We start from the raw sequence: 26611 nt of genomic DNA, 5'->3' as shown, positions 1-26611 counted from the left end.
AACCGGCCGCACACCCGACCCTGAAAAGGAACACCCGTGTCCGAACACGCCCAGAATGACCACGCCCAGGCCGAGACCGAGGCCGACACCCTGACCGAGACCCCGGCGGGCCCGGCGTTCTCCACCCTCGGCATCGACAGCCGGGTCCTGGCCGCCATCGAGGACCTCGGCTACGAGACCCCCTCGCCGATCCAGGCCGAGACCATCCCGCTGCTGCTGGAGGGCCGCGACGTCGTCGGGCTGGCCCAGACCGGTACCGGCAAGACCGCCGCCTTCGCCGTCCCGGCGCTGTCCCGGCTCGCCGAGCTCGCCGACGTCAACGGCCCCGCGAGCACCCCGCAGATCCTCGTGCTGGCCCCGACCCGCGAACTGGCCCTGCAGGTCGCCGAGGCCTTCACCACCTACGCCAAGCACATCAAGGGCGTCACCGTGCTGCCCGTCTACGGCGGTGCGCCCTACGGGCCGCAGCTGTCCGGGCTCCGCCGCGGCGCCCAGGTCGTCGTGGGCACCCCGGGGCGCGTGATCGACCACCTCCAGAAGGGGTCCCTGGACCTGTCCGACCTGCAGTACATGGTGCTGGACGAGGCGGACGAGATGCTGCGCATGGGCTTCGCCGAGGAGGTGGACCAGATCCTGTCCGCCACCCCGGACCAGAAGCAGACCGCCCTGTTCTCGGCCACCATGCCGCGCGCCATCCAGCGCATCTCCGGCAAGTACCTCAACGACCCGGTCGAGGTCACCGTCGCCGCGAAGAACACCACCGCCGGCAACATCCGCCAGCGCTTCCTCCAGGTCACCCACCAGTGGAAGCTGGAGGCCATGACCCGCATCCTCGAGACCGAGGAGCACGACGGCGTGATCGCCTTCGTGCGGACCCGTAACGCCACCGAGGAGCTCACCACCAAGCTCAACGCCCGTGGCTTCCGCGCCGCCGCCATCTCCGGTGACGTGGCGCAGAACCAGCGCGAGAAGACCGTGGAGAACCTGCGCGCCGGCCGCATCGACATCCTGGTGGCCACCGACGTCGCGGCCCGCGGCCTCGACGTGGAGCGCATCAGTCACGTCATCAACTACGACATCCCGCACGACACGGAGTCCTACGTCCACCGCATCGGCCGCACCGGCCGCGCCGGCCGCTCCGGGGACGCCGTGCTGTTCATGACGCCGCGGGAGAAGTACCTGCTGCGCTCCATCGAGAAGGCCACGCGCCAGACCGTGGAGCAGATGCCCATGCCGTCGGTGGCGGACGTGAACTCCTCCCGCCTGGACAAGTTCAGCTCCCAGATCACCCAGACCCTGGCCGAGGGCGAGCTGGAGGTCTTCCGGGACCTGGTGGACTCCTACGTGGAGGAGAACGACGTCGCCCCCGAGGACGTCGCCGCGGCCCTGGCGAAGATGGCCCAGGGCGGGCGGCCGCTGCTGGCCGAGGAGCCGGACCTGCCGCCGGCGAAGATGGCCCGCCGCGACCGGGACTTCGACGGCAACGACCGCGACGCGCGGGACGGCCGGGGTTCCCGTGGCCCGCAGCGCGGCCCCGCCGAGGGCAACGCCACGTACCGGATCTCCCTGGGCCGCCAGGACCGGGTGCAGCCGGGCAACATCGTGGGTGCCCTGGCGAACGAGGCCGGGCTGCGCTCGAGCCAGATCGGGCACATCGACATCCGTTCGAACCACTCCCTCGTGGAACTGCCGGAGAACCTGACGGGTCAGCAGTGGGACGCCCTGGGCAACACCACCATCAACGGCCGCCCCATCGGCCTGCAGCTGGACACCGGCCGCCCCACGCGCTCCGAGCGCGAGGGCAAGCCGTTCCGCTCCGGCGGGGCCCACAAGGGCGGGCACAAGGGCGGTTTCAAGGGTGGCTTCAAGGGCGGTCGGAAGTCCTTCGACAAGCCCTCGCGCGACCGGTACTGACCGGTGACGGACGTGGCACTCCACCCCGATTTCGCATCCGCGGAAATCGCTGGTAGAGTTTCACGTCGTTGCCCCGATAGCTCAGTGGTAGAGCGCCATCTTGGTAAGATGGAGGTCCCGGGATCGATTCCCGGTCGGGGCTCTGGAATGAGAGCCCGTGCGCAGTATGTATCCGCGGCACGGGCGCTCTCATTTCATGGCGGCGTAGCTCAGCTGGTTAGAGCGCACGACTCATAATCGTGAGGTCGGGGGATCGAGTCCCCCCGCCGCTACGGACGAGGACCTGGACCCCGGTGGGGTCCGGGTCCTTTTTCGTGGGGCCGGTCATCTCACAGACCGGCCGGGGACCGGTGAGACACGTTTTCCCTCCCCGAAACCATTCCGCGACGCCCGCGGAAACACCCTCCTGGCAACGTGGCGGTCAACCGCGAGCCGAGAGGAACCCGCCATGGCCCTGACCGAGGACCGCACATTCACCGCCCCCGCCCCCGAGGCCGTCCCGGGAGCACCACCCACGGACCGGCTCGTCGTGGGTCCCGGCCGCTGGGTGTCCAACTGGCAGCCGGAGGAGCCGCGGTTCTGGAACGGTCCCGGGCGGCCCGCCGCCCGGCAGAACCTGTACTGGTCCGTGTTCTGCGAGTTCCTCGGTTTCGCCGTCTGGCAACTGTGGTCCGTCACGGTCGTGTTCCTGCCGGCCGCCGGCTTCGACCTGAGCACCTCACAGCAGTTCTGGCTCGTGTCCCTGCCACCGCTCGTCGGCGCCGTGCTGCGGGTGCCGTACAGCTTCACGGTGGCCCTGTTCGGCGGGCGCAACTGGACGGTCATCTCCGCCCTGTTGCTGCTGGTCCCCACGGTCGCGCTGGCCGTCGCGCTGTCGACTCCGCACACACCGGTCTGGGTCCTGTTCGCCGTCGCCGCCACGGCCGGTTTCGGCGGAGGCAACTTCGCCAGCTCGATGGCCAACATCACCTTCTTCTTCCCGGCCCAGGAGAAGGGGGCGGCCCTGGGCCTCAACGCGGCCGGCGGCAACATCGGCGTGGCCGTCGCGCAGTTCGCGGTCCCGCTCGCCGTGACGGTGCTCGCCATCGGCACCTTCGGCCCCGCCCTGCCGATGGCCGGACTGGTCTGGATCCCGCTGATCCTGATCGCCGCCTGGGGCGCGCACCGCTACATGCACAACCTGTCCCACGCCCGCAACGACCTCAAGGGCTCCCTCTCGGCGTTGCGGGAACCGCACCTGTGGCTGATCGCCCTGATCTACATCGGCACCTTCGGCTCGTTCATGGGATTCGGCTCGGTCTTCCCCACCCTGATCTCGATCATGTTCCCGGCCTTCTCGGGCCTCGAGCTGTGGGGCGCGGTGATCTCGATGGCGTTCCTCGGTCCCCTCGTGGGCTCGCTCGCCCGCCCCTTCGGCGGCAGGCTGGCCGATCGGCGGGGCGGGGCCACCGTCACCCTGGCCTGCTTCCTCGCGATGGCCGCGGTCACCGCCGGCGTGGTGCTCACGCTTCCCTGGCAGAACTTCTGGCTCTACCTCGGACTGTTCCTGGCCCTGTTCACCCTCACGGGGATCGCCAACGGCTCCAGCTACCGGATGATCCCACTCGTCTTCCGCCTGACCGTCCGGGCGGACGACCCGGTCGGGCATGAGCGCAAGTCCTCCGCGGCCCTGGGCCTGATCGGTGCCGTCGGGGGCTTCGGCGGATTCATGATCCCCCAGGTCCTGCGGGCCTCCCACAGCGCCCACGGGTCCTTCGACGCCGCCTTCTGGGCCCTCGCGGCCGCCTACCTCGTCCTGGCGGCCTTCACCTACCTCGTCTACCGCCGCCCCGGCTCGATGCTGGCCCGAGCCCATGTCTGAACCGGTCCGGACCACCACGCACTGCCCCTACTGCGCCCTGCAGTGCTCGATGACCCTCACCGTCGACGCGGCCGGTCCCGGGGCTCCGTCCGTGGCGGTGGCGGGTGCGGAGTTCCCCACCAACCGCGGCCGGCTCTGCCGCAAGGGGGCCACCGCCGCCGCGCTGCTGGGGGACCGCCCCGACCGCCTGAGCACCCCGCTGCTCCGGGACACCCAGGGCGGCCCCCTCCGGGAGGCCTCCTGGGACGAGGCCCTCGGCCGGGTGGCCACCCGCATCGCCGCGCTGCAGGGCACCCACGGCCCGGATGCCGTCGGGGTCTTCGGGTCCGGCTCGCTGACGAACGAGAAGGCCTACACCCTGGGCAAGTTCGCCCGGACCGCCCTGCGCACCTCGCGGATCGACTACAACGGCCGGTTCTGCATGGCCTCCGCCGCCAAGGCCTCCACCGAGGTCCTGGGACTCGACCGCGGACTGCCCTTCCCCCTGACCGACCTGGACGACGCCTGCACCGTGCTGCTGCTGGGCTCCAACGTGGCGGACACCATGCCGCCCTTCGTCCAGCACCTGGAGAGTGCCCGCGACCGGGGCGGGCTGATCGTCGTGGACCCGCGACGCTCCAGCACCGCGCAGCTGACGGCGGAGGGCTGCGGGCACCACATCGCCCCGGCCCCGGGCGGTGACCTGCCCCTGCTGCTGTCGGTGGCCCACGTGATCCTCGCCGAGGGCCTGGAGGACGGGGACTACCTCCATCGCCGGACCACGGGACTGGCCGCCTTCCGCCGGTCCGTGGGGGACTGGTGGCCGGAGCGCGCCCAGACGGTGACCGGGGTGTCGGCCGGGCGCATCCGGTGGCTGGCGCGGCACCTGGCCGCCGCGGCCCGGGCCGCCAGGGCCGGCGGGGACCCGGTCTTCATCCTCACCGGGCGGGGCGTGGAGCAGCACCGCGACGGAACGGACACCGCGCGCGCGGCCATCAGCCTGGCGCTGCTCCTCGGCCTGCCGGGGACGCGAGGCGGCGGTTACGGCACCCTCACCGGCCAGGGCAACGGCCAGGGGGGCCGGGAGATGGGCCAGAAGGCGGACCAGCTGCCCGGCCTGCGGTCCATCACGGACCCGGCCGACCGCGAGGCCGTGGCACGTCAGTGGGGGACCACCGCCGCGTCGCTGCCCGGTCCTGGCCTGCCGGCGACCCAGCTGCTGCACACCCTCGGAACGCCCCAGGGCGTCCGGGGGCTGCTCGTGCACGGTGCCAACGTCGTCGTCTCCGCCCCGGACGCCACTCGCGTGGAGGCCGGCCTGCGGGCGCTGGAGCTGCTCGTGGTCTGCGACTTCTTCCTCTCCGAGACCGCCGGGCTGGCCGACGTGGTCCTGCCGGTCCTCCAGTGGGCCGAGGAGGACGGGACCATGACCAACCTCGAGGGCCGGGTCCTGCGCCGCCGCAAGGCCGTCGATGGTCCGCCCGGGGCCCGTTCGGAGCTCTGGATCCTGGCCGAGATCGCCCGCCGCCTCGGCAGTGAGGTCCCGCTGCCCGACGAACCCGCCGAGGCCTACGCCGAGATCCGCCGCGCGACGGCCGGGAGCCGGGCCGACTACTCGGCGCTGGCGTGGGAACGGATCGGCGAGGTGGCCCCGTACTGGCCCCTCACCGAACCCCTCACCGGCACCGGCCCCCAGGAGGTGACCGTCAGCGGGGAACCGGTGGTCGGAACGCCCCGGGTCTTCGCCGAGCGCTTCGGCCATGCCGACGGCAGGGCCCACCTCGGGGCGATCCACGTCCGTGCGCCGCAACCGGCCTCCTCCCAGGGGCTGACGCTCACCACCGGACGGCTCATGGAGCACTACCAGTCCGGCACCCAGACCCGGCGGGTACCGGCCCTGCTGGCCGTCCACCCCGAGGCCACCGTCAGCGTGCACCCGGCCACGGCCGGCCGGCTGGCCCTCGAGGACGGCGCCCCGGCCGAGCTGCGCAGTGCCGCCGGGACCCTCCGGGCCCGCGTGGTGCTCGACGCCGGCCTGCGCACGGACACCGTGTTCGTCCCCTTCCACTTCACCGGTCAGGGCACGGCCAACCGGCTGACGGCCGGACTGCTGGACCCGCACAGCCAGATGCCGGAGTTCAAGAACACCCCGGTGACCCTCCACCCGGTCCGCCAGCCCGCTGCGGGGTCAGGCCATGAGTAGTCACGTGGTGGTCGTGGGGTGCGGGCCCGTGGCGGCCCGGCTGGTCCAGGAACTGCGCCCGGCACTGGAGTCCGGCGCCGTGCGCATGACCGTCGTGGGGGCGGAACCGGTCCCGGCCTACCAGCGGATCCGCCTGGGGGACGTGGCCAGCGGGCGCATCCGGGGCGGGGACCTGTCCATGCTGGATCCGGGGGAGCTCGCGGCGATCGGCGTCGGGATCCGGACCGGGACCACCGTGACGGGCCTCGACCGGGCCCGGCGGACGGTGCGACTCGGCCGGGGTGGCCTGGACGAGACCACGCTCGGCTACGACCGCCTGGTCCTGGCCACGGGCGCCGAGGCGGTCATCCCGGACTTCCCGGTGTCCGGCACCGTGGGCCGGGGCATCTCGGTCGCGGCCTCGGCGGGCCAGCGGCCGGTCGGCGTCATGGCGCTGCGCGAGATGTCCGAGGCCGAGCAGCTGGGCCGGGCCGTGCGCGCCGGCAGGCCCGTCGTGGTGCTCGGTGGCGGGGTCCTGGGCGTGGAGGCGGCCCTGGCGCTCGCCGAGGTGGGCGCCCCCGTCACCCTGCTGCACCGCGGACACCTGCCCCTGGGGCGCCAATTGGACCCCGATGCCGGCCGCCTGTTGTTGCGCCAGCTCGCCGGGGCCGGGGTGCAGGTCCGGCCGGACTGCGGGGTCCAGGAGCTCGAGGTCAGCGCCCGCGCCGAGGACCGGGCCACCGCCGCGGACGGCGTCCCCCACCTCGTGGGCCTCCGCACCACCCAGGGGCGGCGGATCCCCGCGGCGCTGCTCGTGGCCTGCACGGGCGTCCGGGCCCGGGACCGGCTCGCCGCCGACGCCGGACTCGACACCCTGCCCCGCGGCGGGGTGGTCGTGGACGGTGACGGACGGTGCCCCGACGACCCGGCCGTCTTCGCCATCGGTGACTGCGCCGCGCCGTCGGGTGCCCGGCCGAGCGGGCTCATCGGCCCCGGCTGGGACCAGGCCCGGGCCACCGCCCTCGCCCTGCGCGAGGACCTCGGCTGTCCGGCCGCCGTCGAGCTCGATGCCGCCGGACGGCCGGTGCCCGGCCCCGAGGCGTCCCCGCGCCGGCTGGATCCGCTCGTCGTGAAGTCGCACTCGTTGTCCGTGGCCTGCGCCGGGGACCCGGACGCGGACCCCTGGGACCCGGACGGGCCGAGCGTCTCCACGTGGGCGGACCCGGGGGCCGGGCAGTACCTGCGCATCGTCACCGACGGGGAGCGGATGCTCGGGTTCGTGGCGATCGGACTGCCCCGGTCCGCGGCGGAGCTGTCCCGTCATGCCCTGACCGGTGTCCTGCCCGCGGCGGACCGGTCCGCGCTGCTGGCCCTGGAACACGCCGCGGGGGACCGCGCCCTGGGACCGGAGGACGTGCTCTGCCGGTGCTCGGGTGCCACCGCCGGCCAGGTCGGGGACGCCGTGGCCGGCTGCGCGACGGTGGACGAGGTCGGGGACCGCTGCGGGGCCGGTACCGGTTGCGGGACCTGCCGCGGGCGGATCGAGGAGATGCTGGCTAGACCGCCAGTCGATAGCCTCGTTTGACGACGGTGCTGACGACGCCCGCGACCGGCAGCTGCCGGCGCAGGCGCCAGACGAGCATCTCCAGGGCGTGCTCGGACTCGCACTGGCGCAGGGTCGCGACGAGGTGGGCGCGGGTCAGCACGGCGCCCCGCGCGTCCGCGAGTTCGCGCAGCAGCGCGAGCGGGCCGGGTGGAAGCCGCACGGGGCCGGCCGGCCGCTCGGTGAAGTGCACCTGGTCACCGCGGATCTCCAGGGGGCCCACGCGGGTGTCCACGCGGAGGACCCCCTGCTGTTCCAGGTGTTCGCACACCAGCCGGATCATGGCCCCCAGGCGCCAGCGGGAGGGGACCAGCGGACGCAGCCCGGCCTCGTGCAGCGGCCCGGCGGTCACGGTCCCGACGACGGCCGTCGCCACGTCCGCGCGCAGCGCCTCCAGGAGGGGCTCCAGGCGCCCGTACTGCTGGGCGACGGCGAGGAAGGCCTCGACCGCGGGGGCGGCCGTGAAGGTGAGCACGTCGAGCTGGCGGTCGATGGCGGCGTCGATCATCCGCAGCAGGTCCGAGTCCTGGGCCGGACGCGCCCACGTGTACGGCATCACGGTCAGCACCCGGGCCCCGGCCTTCTCGAGGCGGGAGACCTGCTGGTGGTCGAGCATGCCGTGCAGCTGGAAGGCCACGGTCCGTCCCCGGAGGTTCCGGGTGAGCAGCAGGTCCACGAGCGAGGCCGTGCGCTCGTCCTGCGGTGCGCCGACGTCCTCCAGTCCGGCGGCCCGGACGGCACCGCGGGCCTTGGGCCCGCGGACGAGGATCGAGGCGGCCTCCAGGGCGCGGTGGAGCTCGGGGCCGAGCCCGTAGGCGTCGGCGGCCTCCGTCCAGCGGCGCATCCCGTAGGCCGTGGTGATGACGGCGTAGTCCGGCAGGGCGTCGATGACCCGGCGCGTGTCCCGGTGCAGGGTGACGGACTCCGTCAGGGGGGCGATGCGCAGCGCCGGGGCGTGCATCACCTCGGCGCCGCGGCGCTGGAAGGCGCAGATGAGCTCGTCGCTGCGCCGGTCCGAGGTCACGCCGATGCGGAACCCGGCCAGGGTCTGGGGCAGCGCCGGGGGCAGGTCGCTCATGCGGTCCCCGCCACCCCGGCCAGCTCCCGCAGCCGTTCCTCGGCCCCGGGCGCCAGCCGCACGACCTCCCCGATCACGAGGACCGCGGGGGAGCGCATGCCCTGGACGGCGGAGGCGGTGAGGATCTCCGCGAGCGGGGCGATGCAGACCCGCTGCCGCTCGGTGCACCCGCGCTCCACGATCCCCACCGGCATCCGGGGGTCCACGCCGTGGCGCATCAGCCCGATGGCGGTATGGCCGAGAGTGGCCATGCCCATGAGGACGACGGCGGTCCCGCCCAGTCGCGCCAGTCCGGACAGTTCCAGCTCGGAGAGCGGGTCGTGGCCGGAGATCACCGTGAACGCCTTGCTCAGCCCGCGCGCGGTGACGGGGATCCCCGCCGCGGCCGGGACGGCCACCGCGGAGGTGATGCCCGGGACCACGGTCACCGGGACCCCGGCCTCCTCGCAGGCGGCCACCTCCTCACTGCCGCGGCCGAAGACGAACGGGTCCCCGCCCTTGAGCCGGGCCACGCGCAGCCCGGCCAGGGCCGAGGCCACGATCAGCCGGTTGATCTCCGCCTGGGGGACCCTGTGGTGCCCGGGCTGCTTGCCGACGTCGACCAGGTGGGCGTGCGGCGCCCACGCGGCCAGGTCGTCCGTGGGGGCGAGCCGGTCGTAGTACACGACGTCGGCGTGGGACAGCACGCGCAGCGCGCGCACCGTCAGCAGGTCGGCCGCCCCGGGGCCGGCACCGATGAGCGTGACCGAGCCCGGTGCCGGCACCGCCCCGGTCACCGTTCACCCCGCACGGGGATGCGCGGTCCCGACAGGACCACGGAGCCCGCCCCGGCCGGCTCTGCCGACCCGGCCGGGGCGTTGACGAACGTACGGAACCGGCGTAACCGTTCGGGGTCCTCGAGGGTCGCGGCCCACTCGTCCCGGTAGGTCTCCAGGTGGTCGGCGACCACCCGTTCCAGGTCCGCGGCGATCCCGAGGGAGTCCTGCACCACCACGTCCTGCACGTGGTCGATCCCGCCGGGCAGCTCCTCCATCCACCGGGCCGTGCGCTGCAGGCGCTCGGCGGTGCGGATGTAGTAGACGACGTACCGGTCGATGTACCGCAGCAGCGTCTCGTCGTCGAGGTCCTTGGCGAGCAGTACCGCGTGGGCCGGGGTGGCTCCTCCGTTGCCACCCACGTAGAGGTTCCAGCCTTCGGAGGTGGCGATCACGCCGACGTCCTTGCCGCGGGCCTCGGCGCACTCCCGGGCGCACCCGGAGACGCCGAACTTCATCTTGTGGGGGCTGCGCAGCCCCCGGTAGCGCTCCTCGAGCCGGACGGCCATGGCCACGGAGTCCTGCACCCCGTAGCGGCACCACGTGGAGCCCACGCAGGACTTCACGTTGCGCAGGGCCTTGCCGTAGGCCTGGCCGGACTCGAATCCGGCGTCCACGAGACGCCGCCAGATCGGGGGCAGCTGCTCCAGGGTCGCCCCGAACAGGTCGATCCGCTGAGCGCCGGTGATCTTGGTGTACAGCCCGTAGTCCCGGGCCACCTCCGCGATCACCGCGAGCTTCTCCGGGGTGATCTCGCCGGCCGGGATGCGGGGGACCACCGAGTAGGTGCCGTCCTTCTGCAGGTTCGCCAGCGCACGGTCGTTGGTGTCCTGCAGTCCGCCGCGGTCCCCGTCGAGGATGTACTCGCCGTGCAGGGTGGCCAGCACGGAGGCCGCCACGGGCTTGCAGATGTCGCAACCGAGGTTCACGGCCGGGTCCGCGGGCGTGCCGAAGCGGGTGACGATCTCGCCGAAGGTGGTCAGCCGGGTGGACCGCACGGCCTCGAACAGTCCGGACCGGGACAGGGCGAAGTGCTCGCACAGCGCGGTGGAGACCTCCACCCCCAGCTCGACCAGTTGCCGCTCCATGACCTTCTGGGCCGCCGGCAGGCAGGAGCCGCACTGGGTCCCCACCCCGGTGCAGGCCTTGAGCCCGGCGAGGTCCGGACAGCCACCGCACACGGCCCGGCGCAGGTCCCCGGCGCTGACGTCACGGCAGGAGCAGACCTGGGCCTCGTCCGGCAGCGCCAGGTCCGGCGGGGCGCCGTTGCCGGCCGCGGAGAGGAACGCCCCGGCCTCCCCGGGCAGCTCACGTCCGAGCATGGGGCGCAGCGCCGCGTAGGGGCCCGCATCGCCCACGAAGACCCCGCCGAGCAGGGTGCGCGCGTCCTCGGAGACGACGAGCTTCTGGTAGACCCCGCCGGTGGGATCGGCGTACACGACCTCCAGGGCGCCGGGGGCTGCGGCGAGGCCGTCCCCGAAGCTGGCCACGTCCAGCCCGGCGAGCTTGAGCTTGGCGGCGGTGTCGAAACCGGGGAAGGTCCCGGAACCGCCGCACAACCGGTCGGCGACCACCTCGGCCATCGTGTTGGCCGGAGCCACCAGCCCCATGCACTCGCCCCCGAAGCTGGCGGCCTCGCCGATCGCCCAGACATGCGGGGCCGACGTCGCACAGGTCTCGTCGATGACGAACCCGCCGCGGGGACCGATCTGCAGCACGCCGGCACCGAGCTCATCGCGGGCGGTGATGCCCGTGGCCGCGACCACCAGGTCCACCGGAAGGCCCTCGCCGGAGGGGAAGCGCAGCCAGCCACCCTCCAGCGCGCTGGGGCGCTCGCCGAGCCGCAGGACGTACCCCTGGTCGCGCAGCAGGCGGTTGAGGGTGCGGCCGCCGAACTCGTCCAGCTGCGCGTTCATGACCCAGGGGCGGGAATGGACCACGGTGACGTCCGCGCCCAGGGCCCTCAGCCCGCCGGCGGCCTCCAGGCCCAGCAGGCCGCCGCCGATCACGGCGGTCTGCGGCGGGCGCCCCAGCCGGGTGGCGAGCTCCGCCACCCGGCCGCGCAACCGGTCGACGTCGTCGATGGTCCGGTAGACCTCCAGGTCCCCGGCCCCGGGGATCGCCGGGCGTGCGGCGTCGCTGCCGGTGGCCAGGACCAGGTCGTCCCAGCCCAGGGTGCTCCCGTCCGCCGTCGTCAGCGACCGCGCGGCGGGATCGATGGCGGTGACCCGGCATCCGGTGCGCAGGCTCACCCTCGGGTCGTCCCAGGGGCCGGAGCCGGAGCCCAGGGGCAGGTCGTCGGTGGCGTCCAGGAAGCGCCGGGAGAGGGCCACGCGGTCATAGGGGGCCCGTGGCTCCTCGGTGAACAGGGACACCCGCAGGTCATCACCGCGGGCCAGCAGGGCCTCCACCAGCCGGTGGGCGGCGGGGCCGCCACCGACCACCGCCACGGTCCGGTTCGTCGGTCGGATCGGTCGCACAGTCATGGGTCCATCCCCTCGCATCGAAGGATCACCACGCTATGAGGGGGCCGTTTCCCCACCGTGTCCCCGGTGTAACGGCTGGGTGACGCCCCCCTCACCAGGCGGCGGCCGCGGAGGAGAGGACACCGTTGCACGGGCGAAACATCACGGGTGACCCCCTGGAAACACGCGTTTCCTACGGTGGATCCATGACCCTCACCGCGACCCACCCAGCGTCCGCCCCGCACGCCGTCACCGGCACCGCCACGGCATCCGAGCCGGCCGCCGCCTGGCACCCGGTGTGTCCCCTCGACCGGCTCGAGCCGCTGTGGGCCGAGGCCGCCCTCGTTGCGGGGGAGCAGCTCGCCGTCGTGCGGCTGCCCTCCGACGAGGTCCTCGCCGTCTCGCACTGGGACCCGTACGCGAACGCCCCCGTCATGGCCCGCGGGATCGTCGGCTCCCGGCAGGGCCGGCCCACCCTGGCCTCGCCCCTGCACAAGCAGGTGTACGACCTCGCCACGGGCCAGTGCCTCACCGACCCGGCCCTGCGGCTCGCCACCTTCCCGGTGCGGGTCCGCGACCGGATCGTCGAGGTGCGCGCCGCGTGAGGGACCGGCCGGCCCTCATCGCCGTCTCCCACGGCACGGCCGACCCCGCAGGGCAGGAACGGATCACCGCGCTGGCCCGGGCCGTGCGGACGCGGACCCCGGCGGAGGTCCTGCTGACCCACGTGGACGTGCAGTCACCGCCGGTCGGGGAGGTGGTGGCGGCCCTTCCGCCGGGCCGGGCCGCCGTCGTCGTACCGGTGCTGCTCTCCGCGGGGTATCACGTGAAGGTGGACCTGCGCGAGGCCGCCGGCGGGCTCCCGGTGGCCGGCGCGCTGGGCCCGGACGAGCGGCTGGTGGAGGTGCTGGCGCGGCGGGCGCTGGGCTCCGGGTTCGTGCGCGGTCACCACCGGGTGGTGCTGGCCGCGGCCGGATCCACCGACGCCGGTGCGGTCGCCGACTGCCGTGCCGTCGCCGCGCGGGTGGCCGCCCGGCTGGGCACCGAGGTGACCGACGCCTACCTCTCGGCCGCGCGGCCGGGGGTCGCCACCGCCGTCGGGACCGCCTGCCGCCAGGACCCCGCCCGGCCGGTGCTGGTGCTGAGCTACCTGCTGGCGCCGGGGTACTTCCAGTCCCGGCTGGTCGCCGAGGCCGCCGCGGCCGGAGCGGCGGCCACCACGGCCCCGTTGCTCGGGGAGTCGGGACCGGTGCCGGTGGAGCTCGCGGACCTCGTGGTCAGCCGGTACCGCGCTACCGTGGAGGGGTGTTCAATCCCTGGGAGAACGGCTCGAGGGCCTACCGCATCACGCTGCTGACCGGCACCGGGCTCATCCTGTCCGGCATCCTGCTCTCCGTCCTCGGGGGAGCCCTCACCCTCACGCCCCTGCAGTGGGGCGCGATCGGGCTGATCGGCGCCGGCCTCATCACGCACCTGGCCGCCCAGGTCCTGCGGATCCGGGACGCCCGCCGCCGCCACCGGTGACCGTCCGGTCCCGCACGCCCTGGCGCAGTGGCCGCGGGGAGGCCCTCACCCGGACCGGCCCGGGCGGGGTCACCGCCGTCGACGAGGACACCCGGCGACCGTCGAGCGGGACACGTTCAACGGGACGGACGCGGCCCGTGGCAGCGCCCCATGGCCCGGAGGAGGCCATCCGGGCCACGGGGGTGCCGCAGTGCGCGAATGTTATCGGAAACCTGCAAGTCGGCGCAATGTGACGCTTGACACGGTGGGATGCGGAGGGATGGAATGACGGCGTCAGTACCATCTCAGCGAAGGGTCGTCTCATGAAAAACCACCGTCGCCTTTCTGGGGCAGTCGCCATCGGCCTCACGGCAGTCCTGGCCGGCGCCATGGCCGCCCCGGGCTTCGCCAGCACCACCGATCCGGGGGACACCCCGCCGGAGCCGGATCGTCATAGCGGGAACTTCACGGACAACCCTCGCGGGTCGGCGTTCTTCACGCCGGTGCGGTGGATGGCCCGTCATGACATCTCCGTCGGCTACACGGACAACACGTTCCGGAAGAACCAGAACGTGACCCGTGGGGAGACCACGGCCTTCCTGTACCGGTACATCGATCCGGAGGACTTCGAGTCGCCGGACGAGTCGCCGTTCAGCGACGTCAACGCCGGTGGTGCGTACTACGCCTCGATCACCTGGGCGTCCGCCGAGGAGGTCACCGCCGGCTACGCCGACGGCACCTTCAAGACCTCCCGGGCGGTCACCCGTGGTGAGTTCGCCGCGTTCCTGTACCGCTGGGACGAGCCCCGTCGGCACGTCTCCCCGGAGACCTCGCCGTTCGAGGACCTCAACCCGGGCGGCGCGAACTACGACGCGATCACCTGGCTGGCCTCGAAGGGCATCACCGTCGGGGACACCCAGGGCAACTTCAACCAGTCCGATCCGATCACCCGCGGGGAGATCTCGGCCTTCATGCAGCGCTACCACGCGTTCGGCTGACCCCTTCCGGCACGAGTACGTGACGCCATCCCCCTCGGGGGGGTGGCGTCACGTCGTGTCCGGGCGCGGGTAGTCTGGACAGCGGCCGCCGACCACCCCGTCACCAGGAGGACCGACCCGTGAGCGTGAACCCGGACCTGCAGGGGCGGAGCTATCCGCCGACCCAGCCCTACGCCGTGGGGCGGGAGAAGATCCGCGAGTTCGCCGCGGCCGTCAAGGCCGGTCACCCGGCCCACTCCGACCTCGAGGCGGCCCGCGCGCTCGGCCACGCGGACCTGGTGGCCCCGCCCACCTTCGCGGTGGTCCTGGCCCAGCGCGCAGAGCAGGCCGTCGTCCAGGACCCGGACTCCGGCATCGACTTCTCCCGGGTGGTCCACGCGGACGAGCGCTTCACCCACCACCGGCCGATCGTGGCCGGTGACGAACTGGTCGCCACCGCCACCGTGGAGACGGTCAAGTCCCTGGGCGGGCACTCGATGGTCACCACGCGCGCGGACATCGCCACCACGGCCGGGGAACCGGTCAGCACCGTGCGGTCCACCCTGCTGGTCCGCGGAGAGGAATGAGCATGCAGAAGGGCGACTCGATCGGCTCGACCACCATCCGCCTCGACCGCGCGGACCTGGTCCGCTACGCCGGTGCCTCCGGGGACTTCAACCCGATCCACTGGTCCGAGTCGACCGCCCGCTCCGTGGAGCTGCCCGGCGTGATCGCCCACGGCATGCTGACCATGGGGGCGGCGGTGCAGCTCGTCACCGACTGGTGCGGGGACCCCGGCCGGATCCTCGACTACCAGACGCGCTTCACCCAGATGGTCCCCGTCCCCGAGGACGGCGGGGCCACCCTGGAGGTCACCGGCAAGGTCGGGGCCGTGGACGCGGAGGCCGGCACGGCCCGGATCGACCTGACCGTCACCGACCCCGGCAACGACGGCGCGCGGGTGCTGACCAAGGCGCAGGCCGTGGTCCGGGTGGACCAGCCGTGAGGCTGGCGGACCACACCACCAGCCGCGTGGGCGGGCCCGCCGACCACTGGGTCACCGCCACCTCCGAGGCCGCCGCCATCTCGGCGATCCGCCTGGCCGACGAGTCCGGGAGCCCGCTGCTCGTGCTCGGCGGCGGCTCCAACACCCTGATGGCCGACGCCGGCTTCCCCGGCACCGTGGTCCAGCTCGCGTTCGCCGGCATCGAGCAGCGCTCGGCCGACACCGTGCGGATGGCCGCCGGACAGGACTGGGACAGGGCGGTGGCCTGGACCGTCGGGCACGGCCTGTCCGGGCTCGAGGCGCTCTCCGGCATCCCCGGGTCCGCCGGGGCCACGCCCGTGCAGAACGTGGGCGCCTACGGGGCGGACGTCTCCCAGGCCCTGGTCTCGGTCCGCGCCTGGGACCGGCAGGCCGGCCGGGTCGTCGAACTGGCCAACGCCGACCTCGGCTTCGGCTACCGGGACTCGGTGATCAAGAGGTCCCTGCTGGAGGATCCGGAGGCGACCACCCCGCGCTGGATCGTGCTCTCCGTGGACTTCAGGCTCCGGAGCGCGGGAACCGCCGCCCCGGTCCGCTACGCCCAGTTGGCCCGGGCCCTGGGCGTGCGGGAGGGGGAGACGGCGCCCCTGGCCCTCGTGCGCCAGGAGGTGCTGTCCCTCCGCGCGGGCAAGGGCATGGTCCTGGACCCGGCCGACCACGACACCTGGTCCACCGGGTCGTTCTTCACCAACCCCGTCGTCCCGGACGCCGTCCGGGCCCGGTTGCCGGAGGGCGCTCCGGCATTCGGCGCGGGACCGGGCCGGGTCAAGCTCTCGGCCGCCTGGCTGATCGAGCACGCCGGCTTCGGCAGGGGCTACGGGCTGGGGGAGGCGGAGCGGCACCTGGCGAACGGCCGCGCGTCGTTGTCCACCAAGCACACGCTGGCCGTGACGAACCGGGGGGAGGCCTCCACCGAGGACCTGCTGGCGGTCGCGCGCACGGTGCGGGACGGCGTCGAACGGGCCTGGGGCGTGCGGCTGCACCCCGAGCCGGTGCTGGTGGGGTGCGCGCTGTGATCCCGGACAGTCACCGTCCCTACGTGGCGGCTCCGGAGCGGTACTCCTCCACGGAGTACCGCCGCGTGGGCACCAGCGGCCTGCACCTGCCCCCGATCAGCCTGGGACTGTGGTGGAACTTCGGGGACAACCGGCCCTTCGACGTCCAGCGGCAGATCCTGCGCCACGCCTTCGACCACGGCATCACGCACTTCGACCTGGCGAACAACTACGGTCCGCCCTACGGCGCCGCGGAGGAGAACTTCGGGCGGATGATGCGCCGCGACCTCGCCCCGTACCGGCACGAGGTCATCGTCTCGTCCAAGGCCGGCTGGGACATGTGGCCCGGGCCGTACGGGAACCTGGGGTCGCGCAAGTACCTCATCGCCTCGGCGGAGGAGTCGCTGGAGCGGATGGGCCTGGAGTACGTGGACATCTTCTACTCGCACCGCGCGGATCCGCACACCCCGGTGGAGGAGACCGTCGGCGCCCTGGACACCCTCGTGCGGCAGGGCAAGGCCCTCTACGTGGGCATCTCCTCGTACTCGGCGGAGCGCACCCGCCAGGCCGCCGCCGTCGCCCGGCAGCTCGGGACCCCGCTGGTCATCCACCAGCCCGCCTACTCGCTGCTGAACCGCTGGGTGGAGGACGCGCTGCTGGACACCCTGGCGCGGGAGGGCATGGGCTCGATCGCCTTCACCCCGCTCGCCCAGGGGCTGCTGACGGACAAGTACCTGGACGACGCCGGTGCCGTGCCCAGCGGCGGCCGCGGTTCCCTGGCCGGTCACGTCACCGAGGAGAACCTGGCCACGGTGCGCGCCCTGGCCGGTCTGGCCGCCGAGCGCGGCCAGACCCTGGCCCAGCTGGCCATCGCCTGGCTGCTCCGCGAGGGCGGGGTGAGCTCCGTGCTGCTCGGGGCCTCCTCCACGGCGCAGCTGGACGAGAACCTCGGCGCGCTGGCGAACACCGTCTTCACGGACGCCGAACTGGACCGCATCGACCGGGTGGCCGGACGGGAGTCCACCATCAACCTCTGGGACGTGTCCTCCTCGATCTAGTCCGGGCCCGGCTCCGGCACGTTTCCGGTCCGGGACGACGACGGCGGGGGTGCCCGCCGCCGTCGGTCGGTGGGGGAGGGGGCCGTGTCCTAGAGGTTCCCGGTGGCGATCATCAGCATGCGGCGCACCGGCTCGGCGGCGCCCCACAGCAGCTGGTCGCCCACGGTGAACGCGGAGAGGTACTCCGGGCCCATGTCCAGCTTGCGCAGCCGGCCCACGGGGATGTCCATGGACCCCGAGGCGGCGATCGGGGTCAGCTGTTCCACGGAGGCGTCCTTGGTGTTCGGCACCACGGAGACCCACTCGTTGTCACCGGCGATGATCTGCTCGATCTCGTCCAGCGGCACGTCCTGGGTCAGCTTCAGGGTGAGGGCCTGGGAGTGGGAGCGCAGGGTGCCGATGCGCACGCAGAGGGAGTCGAAGGGGATCCGGGTCTGGGTCCGCAGGATCTTGTTGGTCTCGGCCCCGGCCTTCCACTCCTCCTTGGACATGCCGTTGCCCAGGTCCTTGTCGATCCACGGGATCAGGGACCCGGCCAGAGGGACGCCGAACTGGGAGGCGTCCAGGGTGCCGTCGCGCTGGGCGGCCAGGACCTTGCGGTCGATCTCCAGGATCGCCGAGGCCGGGTCGGCCAGTTCCGAGGAGACCACCGAGTTCAGGGTGCCGAACTGGGTCAGCAGTTCGCGCATGTGGCGGGCGCCGCCTCCGGAGGCCGCCTGGTAGGTCATGGCGGTGCCCCACTCGACGAGACCGGCCTTGAACAGTCCGCCCAGGCCCATGAGCATGCAGGAGACGGTGCAGTTGCCGCCCACGAACTCCTTGATGCCGCTGGACAGGCCGGCGTCGATCACGCCGCGGTTGACCGGGTCCAGCACGATGATGGAGGAGTCCTGCATGCGCAGGGTGGAGGCGGCGTCGATCCAGATCCCGTCCCAGCCGGCGGCCCGCAGCTTCGGGTAGACCTCGGAGGTGTAGTCCCCGCCCTGGGTGGTCAGGATGACGGGCAGCTTGGCGAGCAGGTCGATGTCATAGGCGTCCTGCAGGACGCCGGCGTCACCGTCCATGCCCTGGTACACCGGCGCGGGGCGCCCGGCCGAGGACGTGGAGAAGAACACGGGGTTGACACGGCTGAAGTCACCCTCCTCCTCCATGCGCTGCATGAGGACGGAACCGACCATGCCGCGCCAGCCGATCAGCCCCACGGTGGGGGTGCCGGCGGTGTCGGAGGTCAGGACAGAGGGGGCCGTTTCGGTCGACTCGGGGGAAACCATGCCCGCAGTCTACTGGCCGGACCCGTCCTCCAGCAGTGAGCTACGTTTCCTCGTCGCCCAGATCCCGCCGACAACGAACACCTGGGTGAGCACCACCAGGAAGACGACGCCGGGGATCACGTCGCCGGAGAGGATCATGATCAGTCCCATCACGGCGGTCACCAGGCCGAGCACGGGGCAGGCGACGAAGGCGATGAACGTCAGGGTGGTCTTGTTCAGCAGCAGGCTCATGGTCGGTCCTGTCGTTCCCATCGTTCGTAGCGGTAGGCCGGACCGGTGCGGGACCGGTGCGCCCCGGTGGCCGGGTCCACGGCGGTCCGGGTCCACCGGGCGTCCAGCTCGGGGGCGAAGGTGTCACCCTCGGCGTCGGTGTCGATCAGGGTGATCTCGGCCAGGGTGGCCACGTCCAGGGCCTGCTCGAAGAGCGTGGCCCCGCCGATCACCCAGATGAGGTCCAGCCCGTCGGCCTCGTGCGCGGCCTCGAGGGCCTCCTGGAAACCGGGCACGACGACGGCGCCGGCGTCCCGCATCCGGCTCGCGGTGGCCTGACGCCGGGAGACCACGATGTTGGTCCGTCCCGGCAACGGCCGGTACTTCGCGGGGAAGGAGTCCCAGGTCTTGCGGCCCATGATCACGGGGTGGCCGTGGGTGAGCTCCTTGAAGCGGTTCAGGTCCTCGGGCACGTGCCACGGCATGTCGCCGTCGGCTCCGATCACCCGGTCGGGGGTCTGGGCCCAGATCATGCCGATCCGGGACGGGGTGTGCTGGCCGGGGTGTTCGTCAGACGGCAATGGGGGCCTTGATCGTCGGGTGGTGCTGGTAGTCGACCAGCTCGAAGTCCTCGTACGCGTAGGAGAAGATGTCCTCCGGCTGCCGGTTCAGGCGCAGCCGCGGGTACGGGTAGGGGGTGCGGGCCAGCTGCTCGCGCACCTGGTCCACGTGGTTGGAGTAGATGTGGCAGTCCCCGCCGGTCCAGACGAACTCGCCGGGCTCCAGGCCCGTCTGCCGGGCCATCATGACGGTCAGCAGGGCGTAGGAGGCGATGTTGAACGGCACGCCGAGGAACAGGTCGGCCGAGCGCTGGTACAGCTGGCAGGAGAGCCGGCCGTCCGCCACGTAGAACTGGAACAGGGCGTGGCACGGCGGCAGGGCCATCTTCTCCACCTCGGCCGGGTTCCACGCGGTGACGATGTGCCGGCGCGAGTCCGGATGGGTGCGCAGGGACTCCACGACGCGGGCGATCTGGTCGATCTGCCCGCCGTCCGGGGCCGGCCAGGAGCGCCACTGCACCCCGTAGACCGGGCCGAGCTCACCGTCCGCGTCCGCCCACTCGTCCCAGATGCTCACGCCGCGCTCCTGCAGCCAGCGCACGTTCGACTCTCCGCGCAGGAACCACAGCAGTTCCAGGGCCACGGACCGGAAGTGCACCCGCTTGGTGGTGATCAGCGGGAAGGACTCACCGAGGTCGTAACGCAGCTGGCGGCCGAACACGCTGTACGTGCCCGTGCCGGTGCGGTCCTCCTTGACGGTCCCGTGGGCCAGGACATCGGCCAGGAGGTCCTCGTAGGGGGTGGGAATGCTCACCCCAGCAGTCTACGGCGCGGTCTGGGGGTCGGCGGACGTCAGTCCTGCAGCTGACCCTCGTAGACCATCGGCTGGTATTCCGGGTACCGCCGCAGGTAGTCCTGCACGTAGCTGCACTCCGGCACGATCAGGAAGCCCTCCGCCTTGAGCCGCTCCAGCACGATCGTCACCAGGGCACGGGCGTACCCGCGGCGGCCGAAGGCCTCGTCGATGATGGTGTGCTGCAGGACGACCACGGTCTGGTCGTCCACGGTCTGCTCGGTGTAGCCGAGGAAGCCGATGAACTGTTCCTTCTGCCACAACTCGATCCGGCCCCGGTCCGGGTCGCGCACGACGCGCAGGTCGTCATGGACGATCTTGGGGGTGTCCTGGCTGCTCATGGGATGACCCTACGTCAGTCGTCCCAGACGTCGTAGACCTCCAGCGAGACGATCCGCCCGCCGGCGTCCACGGCCCGCTGGGCCACGATCATGCCGCCGGGCTTGAGGTAGGGGTCCTTGCGGGGCAGGGCGGCCAGCACGGCGTCCCGGCCCTCCCGGGCGGCCCGGCCGGTGAGCGCGTCCAGGACCACGGGCAGCACGGGCCGGTGCGTGCACAGCACGCTCGCGCGCACCTTGGCCAGCAGTGAGTCGACCTCCTTGCCGGTCCGCTTGGGCTTGGACTTCACGGCCTTCTCGGTGAACGCGCCGTTCTCCTTCAGTCCCCGGCCGGTGTCCTTGACGTACGGGGTCACCGTCTCCACGCAGCGCCGCCAGGGGGAGGTGATGATCTTGCGGGGAGCCCACACGCCCAGCAGCCGGCGCACGGCCAGCGCCTGGCGCTGGCCGGTGGGGGCCAGCGGCCGGGCCCCCTCGGCGCGGGACCACGAGGAGCGGGGCTTGGCCTTGGCGTGCCGCAGCACGATGAACGGGACGGTGCGCAGCGTGCGCTCCCGGTGCGCGGCGATCAGCACCGTGAGGGGTTCGACGTCGGAGGCGTTGGTGAGCTGCTCGAGGGCCTGCTCGGCGCTCACCCACTCGACGCGGTCCACCTCCTTGCCGTCCACCTGGGGGCTCTGGCGCGCGACCTCGACGGCCCAGTACCAGACCTCCTTGGGCGTGCCCCCGTTGACCGTGTAGTGGGTGGACGGCAGCGGCAGGCCGAGCTCCACGTCCAGCCCGATCTCCTCCCGCACCTCGCGCACGGCGCACTCCGGCAGGGTCTCGCCGTCGTCGAGCTTGCCCTTGGGCCAGGACCAGTCGTCGTAGTCCGGCCGGTGGATCAGCAGCACCTCGAGGCCCCGGCCGTTGACCCGCCACGGCAGCACCCCGGCGGCCAGGATCTCCGCGGTGGGCTCGGGATCGTGGAACGAGGCGGTGGAGCGGGCAGCGGTGCTGGGCATTCTCGTGATCCTACCGGGAGGTGAACATCGGGTGACCGCGGGTCGACGTCAGGATGACCGGGCGTACATCACATCGGTGTCCCAGCGGGTGAAGCCGAGCTTGCGGTACAGCTGCACGGCCGACGCGTTGTCCGCGTCCACGTACAGCATCACCGCGTCCACGCCCCGGCGCTGCAGGTACCGGATGCCGAGCACGGTCAGCAACCGCCCCAGGCCGCGTCCCTGCGCGGCCGGGACCACGCCGATCACGTAGACCTCACCGAGCGGCGGGTGCCCGTCGGCACCGGGGTGGATCTTCGTCCAGTGATAGCCGAGCAGGGACCCGTCGGCGTCCACGGCGAGCAGGAACCCCTCGGGGTCGAACCAGGCCTCGGCCTTCCGGGCGTCGAGGTCCGTCTGGTCCATCGCGCCCTGTTCGGCGTGGTCGGCGAAGGCCGCGGCGTTCGCCGCGAGCCAGGCGGCGTCGTCGTCACCGGGCACGAAGGACCGGACGGTCACGCCCTCGGGGAGGTCCTCGTTCCACGCCGCGGCGTCGGCGTCCGACTGGTGGGTCAGGCGCAGGCGCAGCAGCTCGCGCACCGGGGTGTAGCCGAACTGCTCGGCCAACCGGGCGGCGGCGGCGTGGTTGCCGTGCGCCCAGGCCTGCAGCGGCTCACGGTCCAGCAGGTCGGAGAGCTCGGTGGCCATCGCGGTGGCCACCCCCTGGCCGCGGCAGTTCGGGTGCACCACCAGTTCCAGCACCCCCGGGCCCTGGTCGGCCGAGATCGCGACGGCGGCACCGGCCAGTTCCCCCTCCCGCCCGGGGGAGTGGTCCAGCCAGGCCGTCACGGTGCGGACCCGCTCCGGGTCGTCGGTGGTGCGCAGTTCCACCCAGGTCTGGTCCGAGAAGGGGGGATTGCCGTCCGCGGCCTCGGCCGCGTCGGCCAGGGCACGCAGGTCGTGCAGGGCCCGGGGGTCCAGGCGGCCGGCACTGACGGTCAGTGCCGGGGCCTCGGGGGCTTCGGGGGTCGGGTCAGTGCGGTTCATGGCCCAACACTAGCCGTTGGGGCCCTGACCGGGCTCGCTCTCTCGGGGCACGAACCGGTAACCGACGTTGCGGACGGTGCCGATCAGCTGCTCCTGGTCGGGGCCCAGCTTGGCCCGCAGCCGCCGCACGTGCACGTCCACGGTGCGGGTGCCGCCGAAGTAGTCGTAGCCCCATACCTCGTGCAGCAGCTGCTCGCGGGTGAAGACCCGGCCCGGGTGCTGGACGAGGTGCTTGAGGAGCTCGAACTCCTTGAACGTGAGGTTCAACGGCTCGCCGTGGACCTTCGCGGTGTAGCTGGCCGCGTCCACGCTGACGCCCGAGGCGCGGATGGGCGCCTCGGCACCCGGTCCGGTGGCCCCGGCGTCCTCGGCGGCCCGGGCGACGGACAGCCGCAACCGCGCCGACACCTCGGCGGGACCGGCGGTGTCCAGCAGGAAGTCGGTCGTACCCCACCCGGGGGAGAGGGCGGCCAGTCCGCCCTCGGTCAGGATCGGCACCACGGGCATGGAGGGGGAGGACGTGCGGATCACCTGGCACAGCCCGCGGGCCCCGGCCAGGTCACGGCGGGCGTCCACCAGCACGACGTCGGTCTCCGGGGAGCGCAGCAGTGACTCGGCGCGCGGCGGAGCCACCGTGACGCGGTGGTCGAGGAACGCCAGGGCCTCCAGGACCGGCGCGGTCGAGCCGCTCAGCAGGAGCAACCGGGCCATCTGGCCTCCTCGACGTCTGAAGCAGGTTCGCACGTCAGTATAGGGAAGCGCGGGGCAGGCAGCGGCGAGGTCGGGTGCGGCGATGGCAGGATGGAAGGGTGAAGCATCCCCTGCTGGCGGTCACCGCCGTGGTCGCCGCCCTGCTCGTGGGCGTCGGCGCGCTGGGCGCGTGGGCCGCGGCCGTCACCGGGTCCGTGCTGGTGGTCGCCGTGGCGCTCGGCTGGCCCCAGCTGCTCGGCGCCCCGGCCCGCCGCTCCCTGACCGCCGTGCTGCTGGCCTCCGGACTGGCCGCCACCTGGGCCGTGGCCCTCTGGCCGGTCCCCGAGGCCGGTGACCCCCGCCGGTCCTTCGGCGGATCGCTGATCGAGCCGGTCGCCATCTGCCTGGCCCTGGGCACGGTGGCCGCCTTCCTGGTCCAGTTGTTCCGCGGCCACGGCCGCCCCCAGCGGCTGGAGTCCACGGCCGGGACGGTGGCCGGCGTGGTGGTCGTGTGCGCCGTCGCCGGCTGGACCGCGGTCGCCCGGCACGACGCCGGCGCCCTCACCCTCTCCCTGGCCGTCTCGCTCGCGCTCGCCGCCGTGGCCGGGATGGCCCGGTTGCCCGGGCCCTGGGACGCGCTGCTCGCGGTGCTGCTGGCCGGACTCGCCCCCCTCGCGCTCGCGCTCGTGCTGCCCGGGCTGTACCCGCCGGCGGCCGTGACGGCCGGCGTGCTCGGTGCGCTGGGATCGGTGCTCGGCGGGCACACCGCGCCGGACGGTGGACGGGGGCGTCCCGTGGGCAACCGGGCCGCCGTCGCGCTGGGAGTGGCGCCCGTGGCCCTGGCCGGGCTGCTCGCGTACTTTGTGATCAGGATCATGCCGGGCTGACCGGCGGAAGGAGGCACGTGATGACGAACGAGACCGGACCGATGGCCAACGAGCTGTACTCGGTGGACCTCGAGGAGGGTGGCGACGACCCGGTGGAGCGGGTCTTCCGCTTCGTCGGCGGGGTGCTGACCCAGGTCCTCGGCGGCTACGGGGCCGGGGTGGTCGGGGCCTCCGTGGTGGTGCGCCGCAAGCGCGACGGCGAGGAGATGCTGCGCATCGACGTGCCGGACGCCGAGTCCGGGGACCAGGTGCTGCAGGCCCTGCAGGGGGACCTGGACACCTACCCGGCCGACGAGTTCGTGGCGGACTGGCTGGACAAGGTCCGGCATGGTCGTCACGTTGCAGGCCGGGACGCCGAGGGAACCCGGCTGGAGTAGGATGTCCGCATGTCGATTCTTGCACTTGAGGTCTTCTTCACCGTCCTGCTCGTCATCGCGGGCCTGGCCATGGCGGCGTTCGCCGTCCTCGTGGTCTCGGGCCTGTACAAGGGCCAGCGCTGATCCTTCCCCGTGCCCACTGAACTGCCCTTCGACCTGACGCCGGAGCTCGCTCCGCTGTCCTGGCTCATCGGCTCCTGGGAGGGACAGGGCCGGCTGGGAGCCGGGGACAGCGACAGCGAGATCTTCTACCAGCGGGTCGACTTCACGGACCACCAGCTGCCCTTCCTGGAGTACCGCGCCGAGTCGTGGCTCTGCGAGGAGGACGGCACGCTGCTGCGCCCGCTGACCGTGGAGTCCGGGTTCTGGGCACTCGACCGGGAACGCCGCGACGGTGATCCCGGACCCGGGATGTCCCCGGGTGACGTGGTGCCGACCCTGCGGTCCGCCGAGGACGTCGAGACGTACCGGCGCCAGGACGACAGCTTCCCCATCACGGCGCAGATCACCCACCCCGGGTCCCTGACGGAGCTGTACTACGGCGTCATCAAGGGCCCCCAGGTCCAATTGCGCACGGACTCCGTGCTGCGCGGCTCCGCCGCCGGGCCCTACGAGGGCGGTTCCCGGATCCTCGGGCTCGTCAACGGCCAGCTGTTCTGGCGCTGGGACGCCACGGCCGGCGGCGAGGAGCACCCGCACGCCTCGGCCATCCTCGACCGGATGCCCGACCGCACCCAGGGAAGACTGCCCCGATGACCTACACCTCGCCCCTGCTGTCCGGTCCGGACGCCGTCCACGGCGCGGTGGCCGGCACCGGTCCCGACACCCCGGTGGCCGCGCACTACGGCCAGCCGGTGGCCGAGCAGCGCGCGCTGGCCGCCGGCACCGCGGTGGTGGACCTGTCCCACCGCGGCGTGGTCACGGTCTCCGGCCCGGAGCGGCTGACCTGGCTGCACGTGCTGACCAGCCAGCGGCTGGACCGGGGGGTGGAGCCCGGGACCTCCACGGAGACGCTGTTCCTGGACGTCCAGGGCCGCATCGAGTTCGACTGCCACCTCGTGGACGACGGCGCCACCACCTGGCTCACCGTGGAACCGGGGGAGAACCTGGGGCTGGCCGACTGGCTGACCAGGATGAAGTTCGCCTCCCGCGTGGAGATCGCGGACCGGACCGGCGAGATCGCGGTGATCGGCACCACCGGTGACGTGCCGGCGTGGGACGAGCGGGACGACGTCGTCCGGTGGCGCGATCCCTGGCCGGCCATCGGCGAGGGCGGCTTCCCGTACACCGTGGACCCCGACCCGGCTCGGCACCCGGCCGCGGACTGGTCCTGGTCCGAGTACCTCGTGCCCGTCTCCGAGCTCGGTGCCCTGCCCGAGGGCTTCACCCTGGCCGGCGTGCTCGCCGCCGAGGGGTTGCGCATCGCGGCGCTGCGGCCCCGCCACGGGGTGGACACCGATGACCGCACCATCCCGCACGAGGTGGACCTCGTGCGCACGGCGGTCCACCTGAACAAGGGCTGTTACAAGGGTCAGGAGACGATCGCCCGGGTCCACAACCTCGGCCACCCGCCGCGCCGCCTGGCGTTCCTGCAGCTCGACGGCTCGGGCCACACCCTGCCGGAGCCCGGTGCGGACGTGGTCGTGCGCCCGGAGTCCGGGACCGCCGAGGCCGGCACCGCCCGGTCCGTGGGCACGCTCACCTCGGCCGCCCAGCACCACGAGATGGGCCCGATCGCGCTGGCCATCCTCAAGCGCAACACCGACCCCGAGGCCGAGCTGCTCGTGCGGGAGGGCAACGCCGAGGACGGCTGGTCCTTCACCGCGGCCGCCCAGGAGGTCGTCGTCTCGCCCCAGGCCGGCAAGGCCGTCGGCCGGGCCACCGGCTTCGTGCGCCGCGGCACCCGGTAGGCGGGTCGGC

General features: G+C 73.0%; 27 protein-coding genes and 2 tRNA genes. 18 read left to right on the top strand and 11 right to left on the bottom strand.

Features of this window, described 5'->3' with window-relative positions:
• The first annotated feature begins 36 nt into the window (after positions 1-36).
• The 6 genes from PLJ28_RS05085 (at position 37) to PLJ28_RS05060 (ending at position 7521) form a co-directional block, all read left to right on the top strand.
• Positions 37-1914, top strand: a complete 1878-nt coding sequence (locus tag PLJ28_RS05085) for a DEAD/DEAH box helicase (RefSeq protein ID WP_298044830.1) — start codon at positions 37-39, stop codon at positions 1912-1914.
• 70 nt (positions 1915-1984) lie between these two features.
• Positions 1985-2056: transfer RNA gene (locus tag PLJ28_RS05080), tRNA-Thr, on the top strand.
• Positions 2057-2112: 56 nt separating this feature from the next.
• Positions 2113-2186, top strand: a tRNA-Met gene (locus tag PLJ28_RS05075).
• Between the two features lie 176 nt (positions 2187-2362).
• Positions 2363-3775, top strand: coding sequence for an MFS transporter (locus tag PLJ28_RS05070; RefSeq protein WP_183527637.1), 1413 nt, complete (start codon positions 2363-2365; stop codon positions 3773-3775).
• Complete coding sequence (locus PLJ28_RS05065) at positions 3768-5957, top strand: molybdopterin oxidoreductase family protein (protein ID WP_324589938.1); 2190 nt, start codon at positions 3768-3770, stop codon at positions 5955-5957. The genes PLJ28_RS05070 and PLJ28_RS05065 overlap by 8 nt, the downstream gene beginning before the upstream one ends.
• Positions 5950-7521, top strand: a complete 1572-nt coding sequence (locus tag PLJ28_RS05060; protein WP_324589937.1) for an FAD-dependent oxidoreductase — start codon at positions 5950-5952, stop codon at positions 7519-7521. Before PLJ28_RS05065 ends, PLJ28_RS05060 begins: the two co-directional genes overlap by 8 nt.
• On the opposite strand, the gene PLJ28_RS05055 is transcribed toward PLJ28_RS05060, so the two are convergent.
• From PLJ28_RS05055 to nirB, 3 genes are read right to left on the bottom strand one after another with little or no spacing between them, the layout of a single operon-like run.
• The gene (locus PLJ28_RS05055) at positions 7493-8617 is read right to left on the bottom strand and encodes a uroporphyrinogen-III synthase (RefSeq protein WP_183527631.1); all 1125 of its coding nucleotides are present in this window, start codon (positions 8615-8617) and stop codon (positions 7493-7495) included. The genes PLJ28_RS05060 and PLJ28_RS05055 overlap by 29 nt on opposite strands.
• Positions 8614-9393 carry a uroporphyrinogen-III C-methyltransferase gene (gene cobA / locus PLJ28_RS05050; RefSeq protein WP_324589936.1) on the bottom strand — a complete coding sequence of 260 codons (780 nt, stop codon included), beginning with the start codon at positions 9391-9393 and terminating at the stop codon, positions 8614-8616. The genes PLJ28_RS05055 and cobA overlap by 4 nt, the downstream gene beginning before the upstream one ends.
• Positions 9390-11918 carry a nitrite reductase large subunit NirB gene (gene nirB / locus PLJ28_RS05045; RefSeq protein ID WP_324589935.1) on the bottom strand — a complete coding sequence of 843 codons (2529 nt, stop codon included), beginning with the start codon at positions 11916-11918 and terminating at the stop codon, positions 9390-9392. Before nirB ends, cobA begins: the two co-directional genes overlap by 4 nt.
• 185 nt (positions 11919-12103) lie before the next feature.
• On the opposite strand from nirB, the gene nirD reads away from it, so the two are divergent.
• The 8 genes from nirD to PLJ28_RS05005 all read left to right on the top strand — a co-directional run bounded on the left by nirD (position 12104) and on the right by PLJ28_RS05005 (position 17475).
• The gene (nirD, locus tag PLJ28_RS05040) at positions 12104-12502 is read left to right on the top strand and encodes a nitrite reductase small subunit NirD (RefSeq protein WP_298044824.1); all 399 of its coding nucleotides are present in this window, start codon (positions 12104-12106) and stop codon (positions 12500-12502) included.
• Complete coding sequence (locus PLJ28_RS05035) at positions 12499-13254, top strand: sirohydrochlorin chelatase (RefSeq protein ID WP_183527623.1); 756 nt, start codon at positions 12499-12501, stop codon at positions 13252-13254. The genes nirD and PLJ28_RS05035 overlap by 4 nt, the downstream gene beginning before the upstream one ends.
• Positions 13203-13421, top strand: coding sequence for a hypothetical protein (locus PLJ28_RS05030; RefSeq protein WP_298044823.1), 219 nt, complete (start codon positions 13203-13205; stop codon positions 13419-13421). The genes PLJ28_RS05035 and PLJ28_RS05030 overlap by 52 nt, the downstream gene beginning before the upstream one ends.
• Before the next feature lie 302 nt (positions 13422-13723).
• The gene (locus tag PLJ28_RS05025) at positions 13724-14398 is read left to right on the top strand and encodes an S-layer homology domain-containing protein (protein WP_183527621.1); all 675 of its coding nucleotides are present in this window, start codon (positions 13724-13726) and stop codon (positions 14396-14398) included.
• A gap of 119 nt (positions 14399-14517) precedes the next feature.
• Entirely contained in the window at positions 14518-14964 is a 447-nt protein-coding gene (locus PLJ28_RS05020; RefSeq protein WP_183527620.1) for an FAS1-like dehydratase domain-containing protein, read from the top strand.
• A gap of 2 nt (positions 14965-14966) precedes the next feature.
• The gene (locus PLJ28_RS05015) at positions 14967-15383 is read left to right on the top strand and encodes a MaoC family dehydratase (protein ID WP_183528551.1); all 417 of its coding nucleotides are present in this window, start codon (positions 14967-14969) and stop codon (positions 15381-15383) included.
• A complete protein-coding gene (locus tag PLJ28_RS05010) occupies positions 15380-16438 on the top strand; it encodes a UDP-N-acetylmuramate dehydrogenase (RefSeq protein WP_183527619.1) in 1059 nt (352 codons plus the stop codon). The genes PLJ28_RS05015 and PLJ28_RS05010 overlap by 4 nt, the downstream gene beginning before the upstream one ends.
• Positions 16435-17475 carry an aldo/keto reductase gene (locus PLJ28_RS05005; protein ID WP_183528549.1) on the top strand — a complete coding sequence of 347 codons (1041 nt, stop codon included), beginning with the start codon at positions 16435-16437 and terminating at the stop codon, positions 17473-17475. Before PLJ28_RS05010 ends, PLJ28_RS05005 begins: the two co-directional genes overlap by 4 nt.
• A gap of 89 nt (positions 17476-17564) precedes the next feature.
• On the opposite strand, the gene asd is transcribed toward PLJ28_RS05005, so the two are convergent.
• Genes asd through PLJ28_RS04965 form a run of 8 tightly spaced genes read right to left on the bottom strand, consistent with a single transcriptional unit; the run spans position 17565 to position 23448 of the window.
• On the bottom strand, positions 17565-18746 hold the full coding sequence (asd, locus tag PLJ28_RS05000; RefSeq protein ID WP_324589934.1) for an aspartate-semialdehyde dehydrogenase: 1182 nt from the start codon (positions 18744-18746) through the stop codon (positions 17565-17567).
• A 9-nt stretch (positions 18747-18755) separates the two neighbouring features.
• Positions 18756-18977, bottom strand: coding sequence for an NF038396 family protein (locus tag PLJ28_RS04995; RefSeq protein WP_183527617.1), 222 nt, complete (start codon positions 18975-18977; stop codon positions 18756-18758).
• Complete coding sequence (locus PLJ28_RS04990) at positions 18974-19537, bottom strand: dihydrofolate reductase (RefSeq protein ID WP_010143202.1); 564 nt, start codon at positions 19535-19537, stop codon at positions 18974-18976. Before PLJ28_RS04990 ends, PLJ28_RS04995 begins: the two co-directional genes overlap by 4 nt.
• Positions 19527-20330, bottom strand: a complete 804-nt coding sequence (locus tag PLJ28_RS04985) for a thymidylate synthase (protein WP_183527616.1) — start codon at positions 20328-20330, stop codon at positions 19527-19529. Before PLJ28_RS04985 ends, PLJ28_RS04990 begins: the two co-directional genes overlap by 11 nt.
• Before the next feature lie 38 nt (positions 20331-20368).
• On the bottom strand, positions 20369-20710 hold the full coding sequence (locus tag PLJ28_RS04980) for a GNAT family N-acetyltransferase (RefSeq protein WP_183527615.1): 342 nt from the start codon (positions 20708-20710) through the stop codon (positions 20369-20371).
• Positions 20711-20724: 14 nt separating this feature from the next.
• Positions 20725-21711 carry an NUDIX hydrolase gene (locus tag PLJ28_RS04975; protein ID WP_183527614.1) on the bottom strand — a complete coding sequence of 329 codons (987 nt, stop codon included), beginning with the start codon at positions 21709-21711 and terminating at the stop codon, positions 20725-20727.
• A 48-nt stretch (positions 21712-21759) separates the two neighbouring features.
• A complete protein-coding gene (gene mshD / locus PLJ28_RS04970; RefSeq protein ID WP_298044998.1) occupies positions 21760-22737 on the bottom strand; it encodes a mycothiol synthase in 978 nt (325 codons plus the stop codon).
• A 9-nt stretch (positions 22738-22746) separates the two neighbouring features.
• Positions 22747-23448: a winged helix-turn-helix transcriptional regulator gene (locus PLJ28_RS04965; protein ID WP_183527609.1), complete on the bottom strand. Its 702-nt coding sequence runs from the start codon at positions 23446-23448 to the stop codon at positions 22747-22749.
• Between the two features lie 98 nt (positions 23449-23546).
• Between PLJ28_RS04965 and PLJ28_RS04960 the strand changes: the two genes are divergently transcribed.
• The 4 genes from PLJ28_RS04960 (at position 23547) to ygfZ (ending at position 26601) form a co-directional block, all read left to right on the top strand.
• On the top strand, positions 23547-24314 hold the full coding sequence (locus PLJ28_RS04960; RefSeq protein WP_324589933.1) for a hypothetical protein: 768 nt from the start codon (positions 23547-23549) through the stop codon (positions 24312-24314).
• A gap of 20 nt (positions 24315-24334) precedes the next feature.
• Complete coding sequence (locus PLJ28_RS04955; protein WP_298043347.1) at positions 24335-24691, top strand: hypothetical protein; 357 nt, start codon at positions 24335-24337, stop codon at positions 24689-24691.
• Positions 24692-24823: 132 nt separating this feature from the next.
• Positions 24824-25447, top strand: coding sequence for a nitrobindin family protein (locus tag PLJ28_RS04950; protein ID WP_010143215.1), 624 nt, complete (start codon positions 24824-24826; stop codon positions 25445-25447).
• Positions 25444-26601: a CAF17-like 4Fe-4S cluster assembly/insertion protein YgfZ gene (gene ygfZ / locus PLJ28_RS04945; protein ID WP_324589932.1), complete on the top strand. Its 1158-nt coding sequence runs from the start codon at positions 25444-25446 to the stop codon at positions 26599-26601. The genes PLJ28_RS04950 and ygfZ overlap by 4 nt, the downstream gene beginning before the upstream one ends.
• The last annotated feature ends 10 nt before the right edge of the window (positions 26602-26611 follow it).

The organism is Citricoccus sp. (genome assembly GCF_035445025.1).
GTDB lineage: Bacteria > Actinomycetota > Actinomycetes > Actinomycetales > Micrococcaceae > Citricoccus.
The sequence above is the reverse complement of the archived record's forward strand: the minus strand, read 5'-3'. Positions and strand labels throughout refer to the sequence as shown.

Coding starts and splice junctions, on each gene's coding strand:
- asd (WP_324589934.1), bottom strand. CDS start 18,746: ATGGTTTCCCCCGAGTCGACCGAAACGGCCCCCTCTGTCCTGACCTCC.
- PLJ28_RS04995 (WP_183527617.1), bottom strand. CDS start 18,977: ATGAGCCTGCTGCTGAACAAGACCACCCTGACGTTCATCGCCTTCGTC.
- PLJ28_RS05015 (WP_183528551.1), top strand. CDS start 14,967: ATGCAGAAGGGCGACTCGATCGGCTCGACCACCATCCGCCTCGACCGC.
- nirD (WP_298044824.1), top strand. CDS start 12,104: ATGACCCTCACCGCGACCCACCCAGCGTCCGCCCCGCACGCCGTCACC.
- PLJ28_RS05070 (WP_183527637.1), top strand. CDS start 2,363: ATGGCCCTGACCGAGGACCGCACATTCACCGCCCCCGCCCCCGAGGCC.
- PLJ28_RS04980 (WP_183527615.1), bottom strand. CDS start 20,710: ATGAGCAGCCAGGACACCCCCAAGATCGTCCATGACGACCTGCGCGTC.
- mshD (WP_298044998.1), bottom strand. CDS start 22,737: ATGAACCGCACTGACCCGACCCCCGAAGCCCCCGAGGCCCCGGCACTG.
- ygfZ (WP_324589932.1), top strand. CDS start 25,444: ATGACCTACACCTCGCCCCTGCTGTCCGGTCCGGACGCCGTCCACGGC.
- nirB (WP_324589935.1), bottom strand. CDS start 11,918: ATGACTGTGCGACCGATCCGACCGACGAACCGGACCGTGGCGGTGGTC.
- PLJ28_RS05055 (WP_183527631.1), bottom strand. CDS start 8,617: ATGAGCGACCTGCCCCCGGCGCTGCCCCAGACCCTGGCCGGGTTCCGC.
- PLJ28_RS04975 (WP_183527614.1), bottom strand. CDS start 21,711: ATGCCCAGCACCGCTGCCCGCTCCACCGCCTCGTTCCACGATCCCGAG.
- PLJ28_RS05025 (WP_183527621.1), top strand. CDS start 13,724: ATGAAAAACCACCGTCGCCTTTCTGGGGCAGTCGCCATCGGCCTCACG.
- PLJ28_RS05065 (WP_324589938.1), top strand. CDS start 3,768: ATGTCTGAACCGGTCCGGACCACCACGCACTGCCCCTACTGCGCCCTG.
- PLJ28_RS04955 (WP_298043347.1), top strand. CDS start 24,335: ATGACGAACGAGACCGGACCGATGGCCAACGAGCTGTACTCGGTGGAC.
- PLJ28_RS05060 (WP_324589937.1), top strand. CDS start 5,950: ATGAGTAGTCACGTGGTGGTCGTGGGGTGCGGGCCCGTGGCGGCCCGG.
- PLJ28_RS04965 (WP_183527609.1), bottom strand. CDS start 23,448: ATGGCCCGGTTGCTCCTGCTGAGCGGCTCGACCGCGCCGGTCCTGGAG.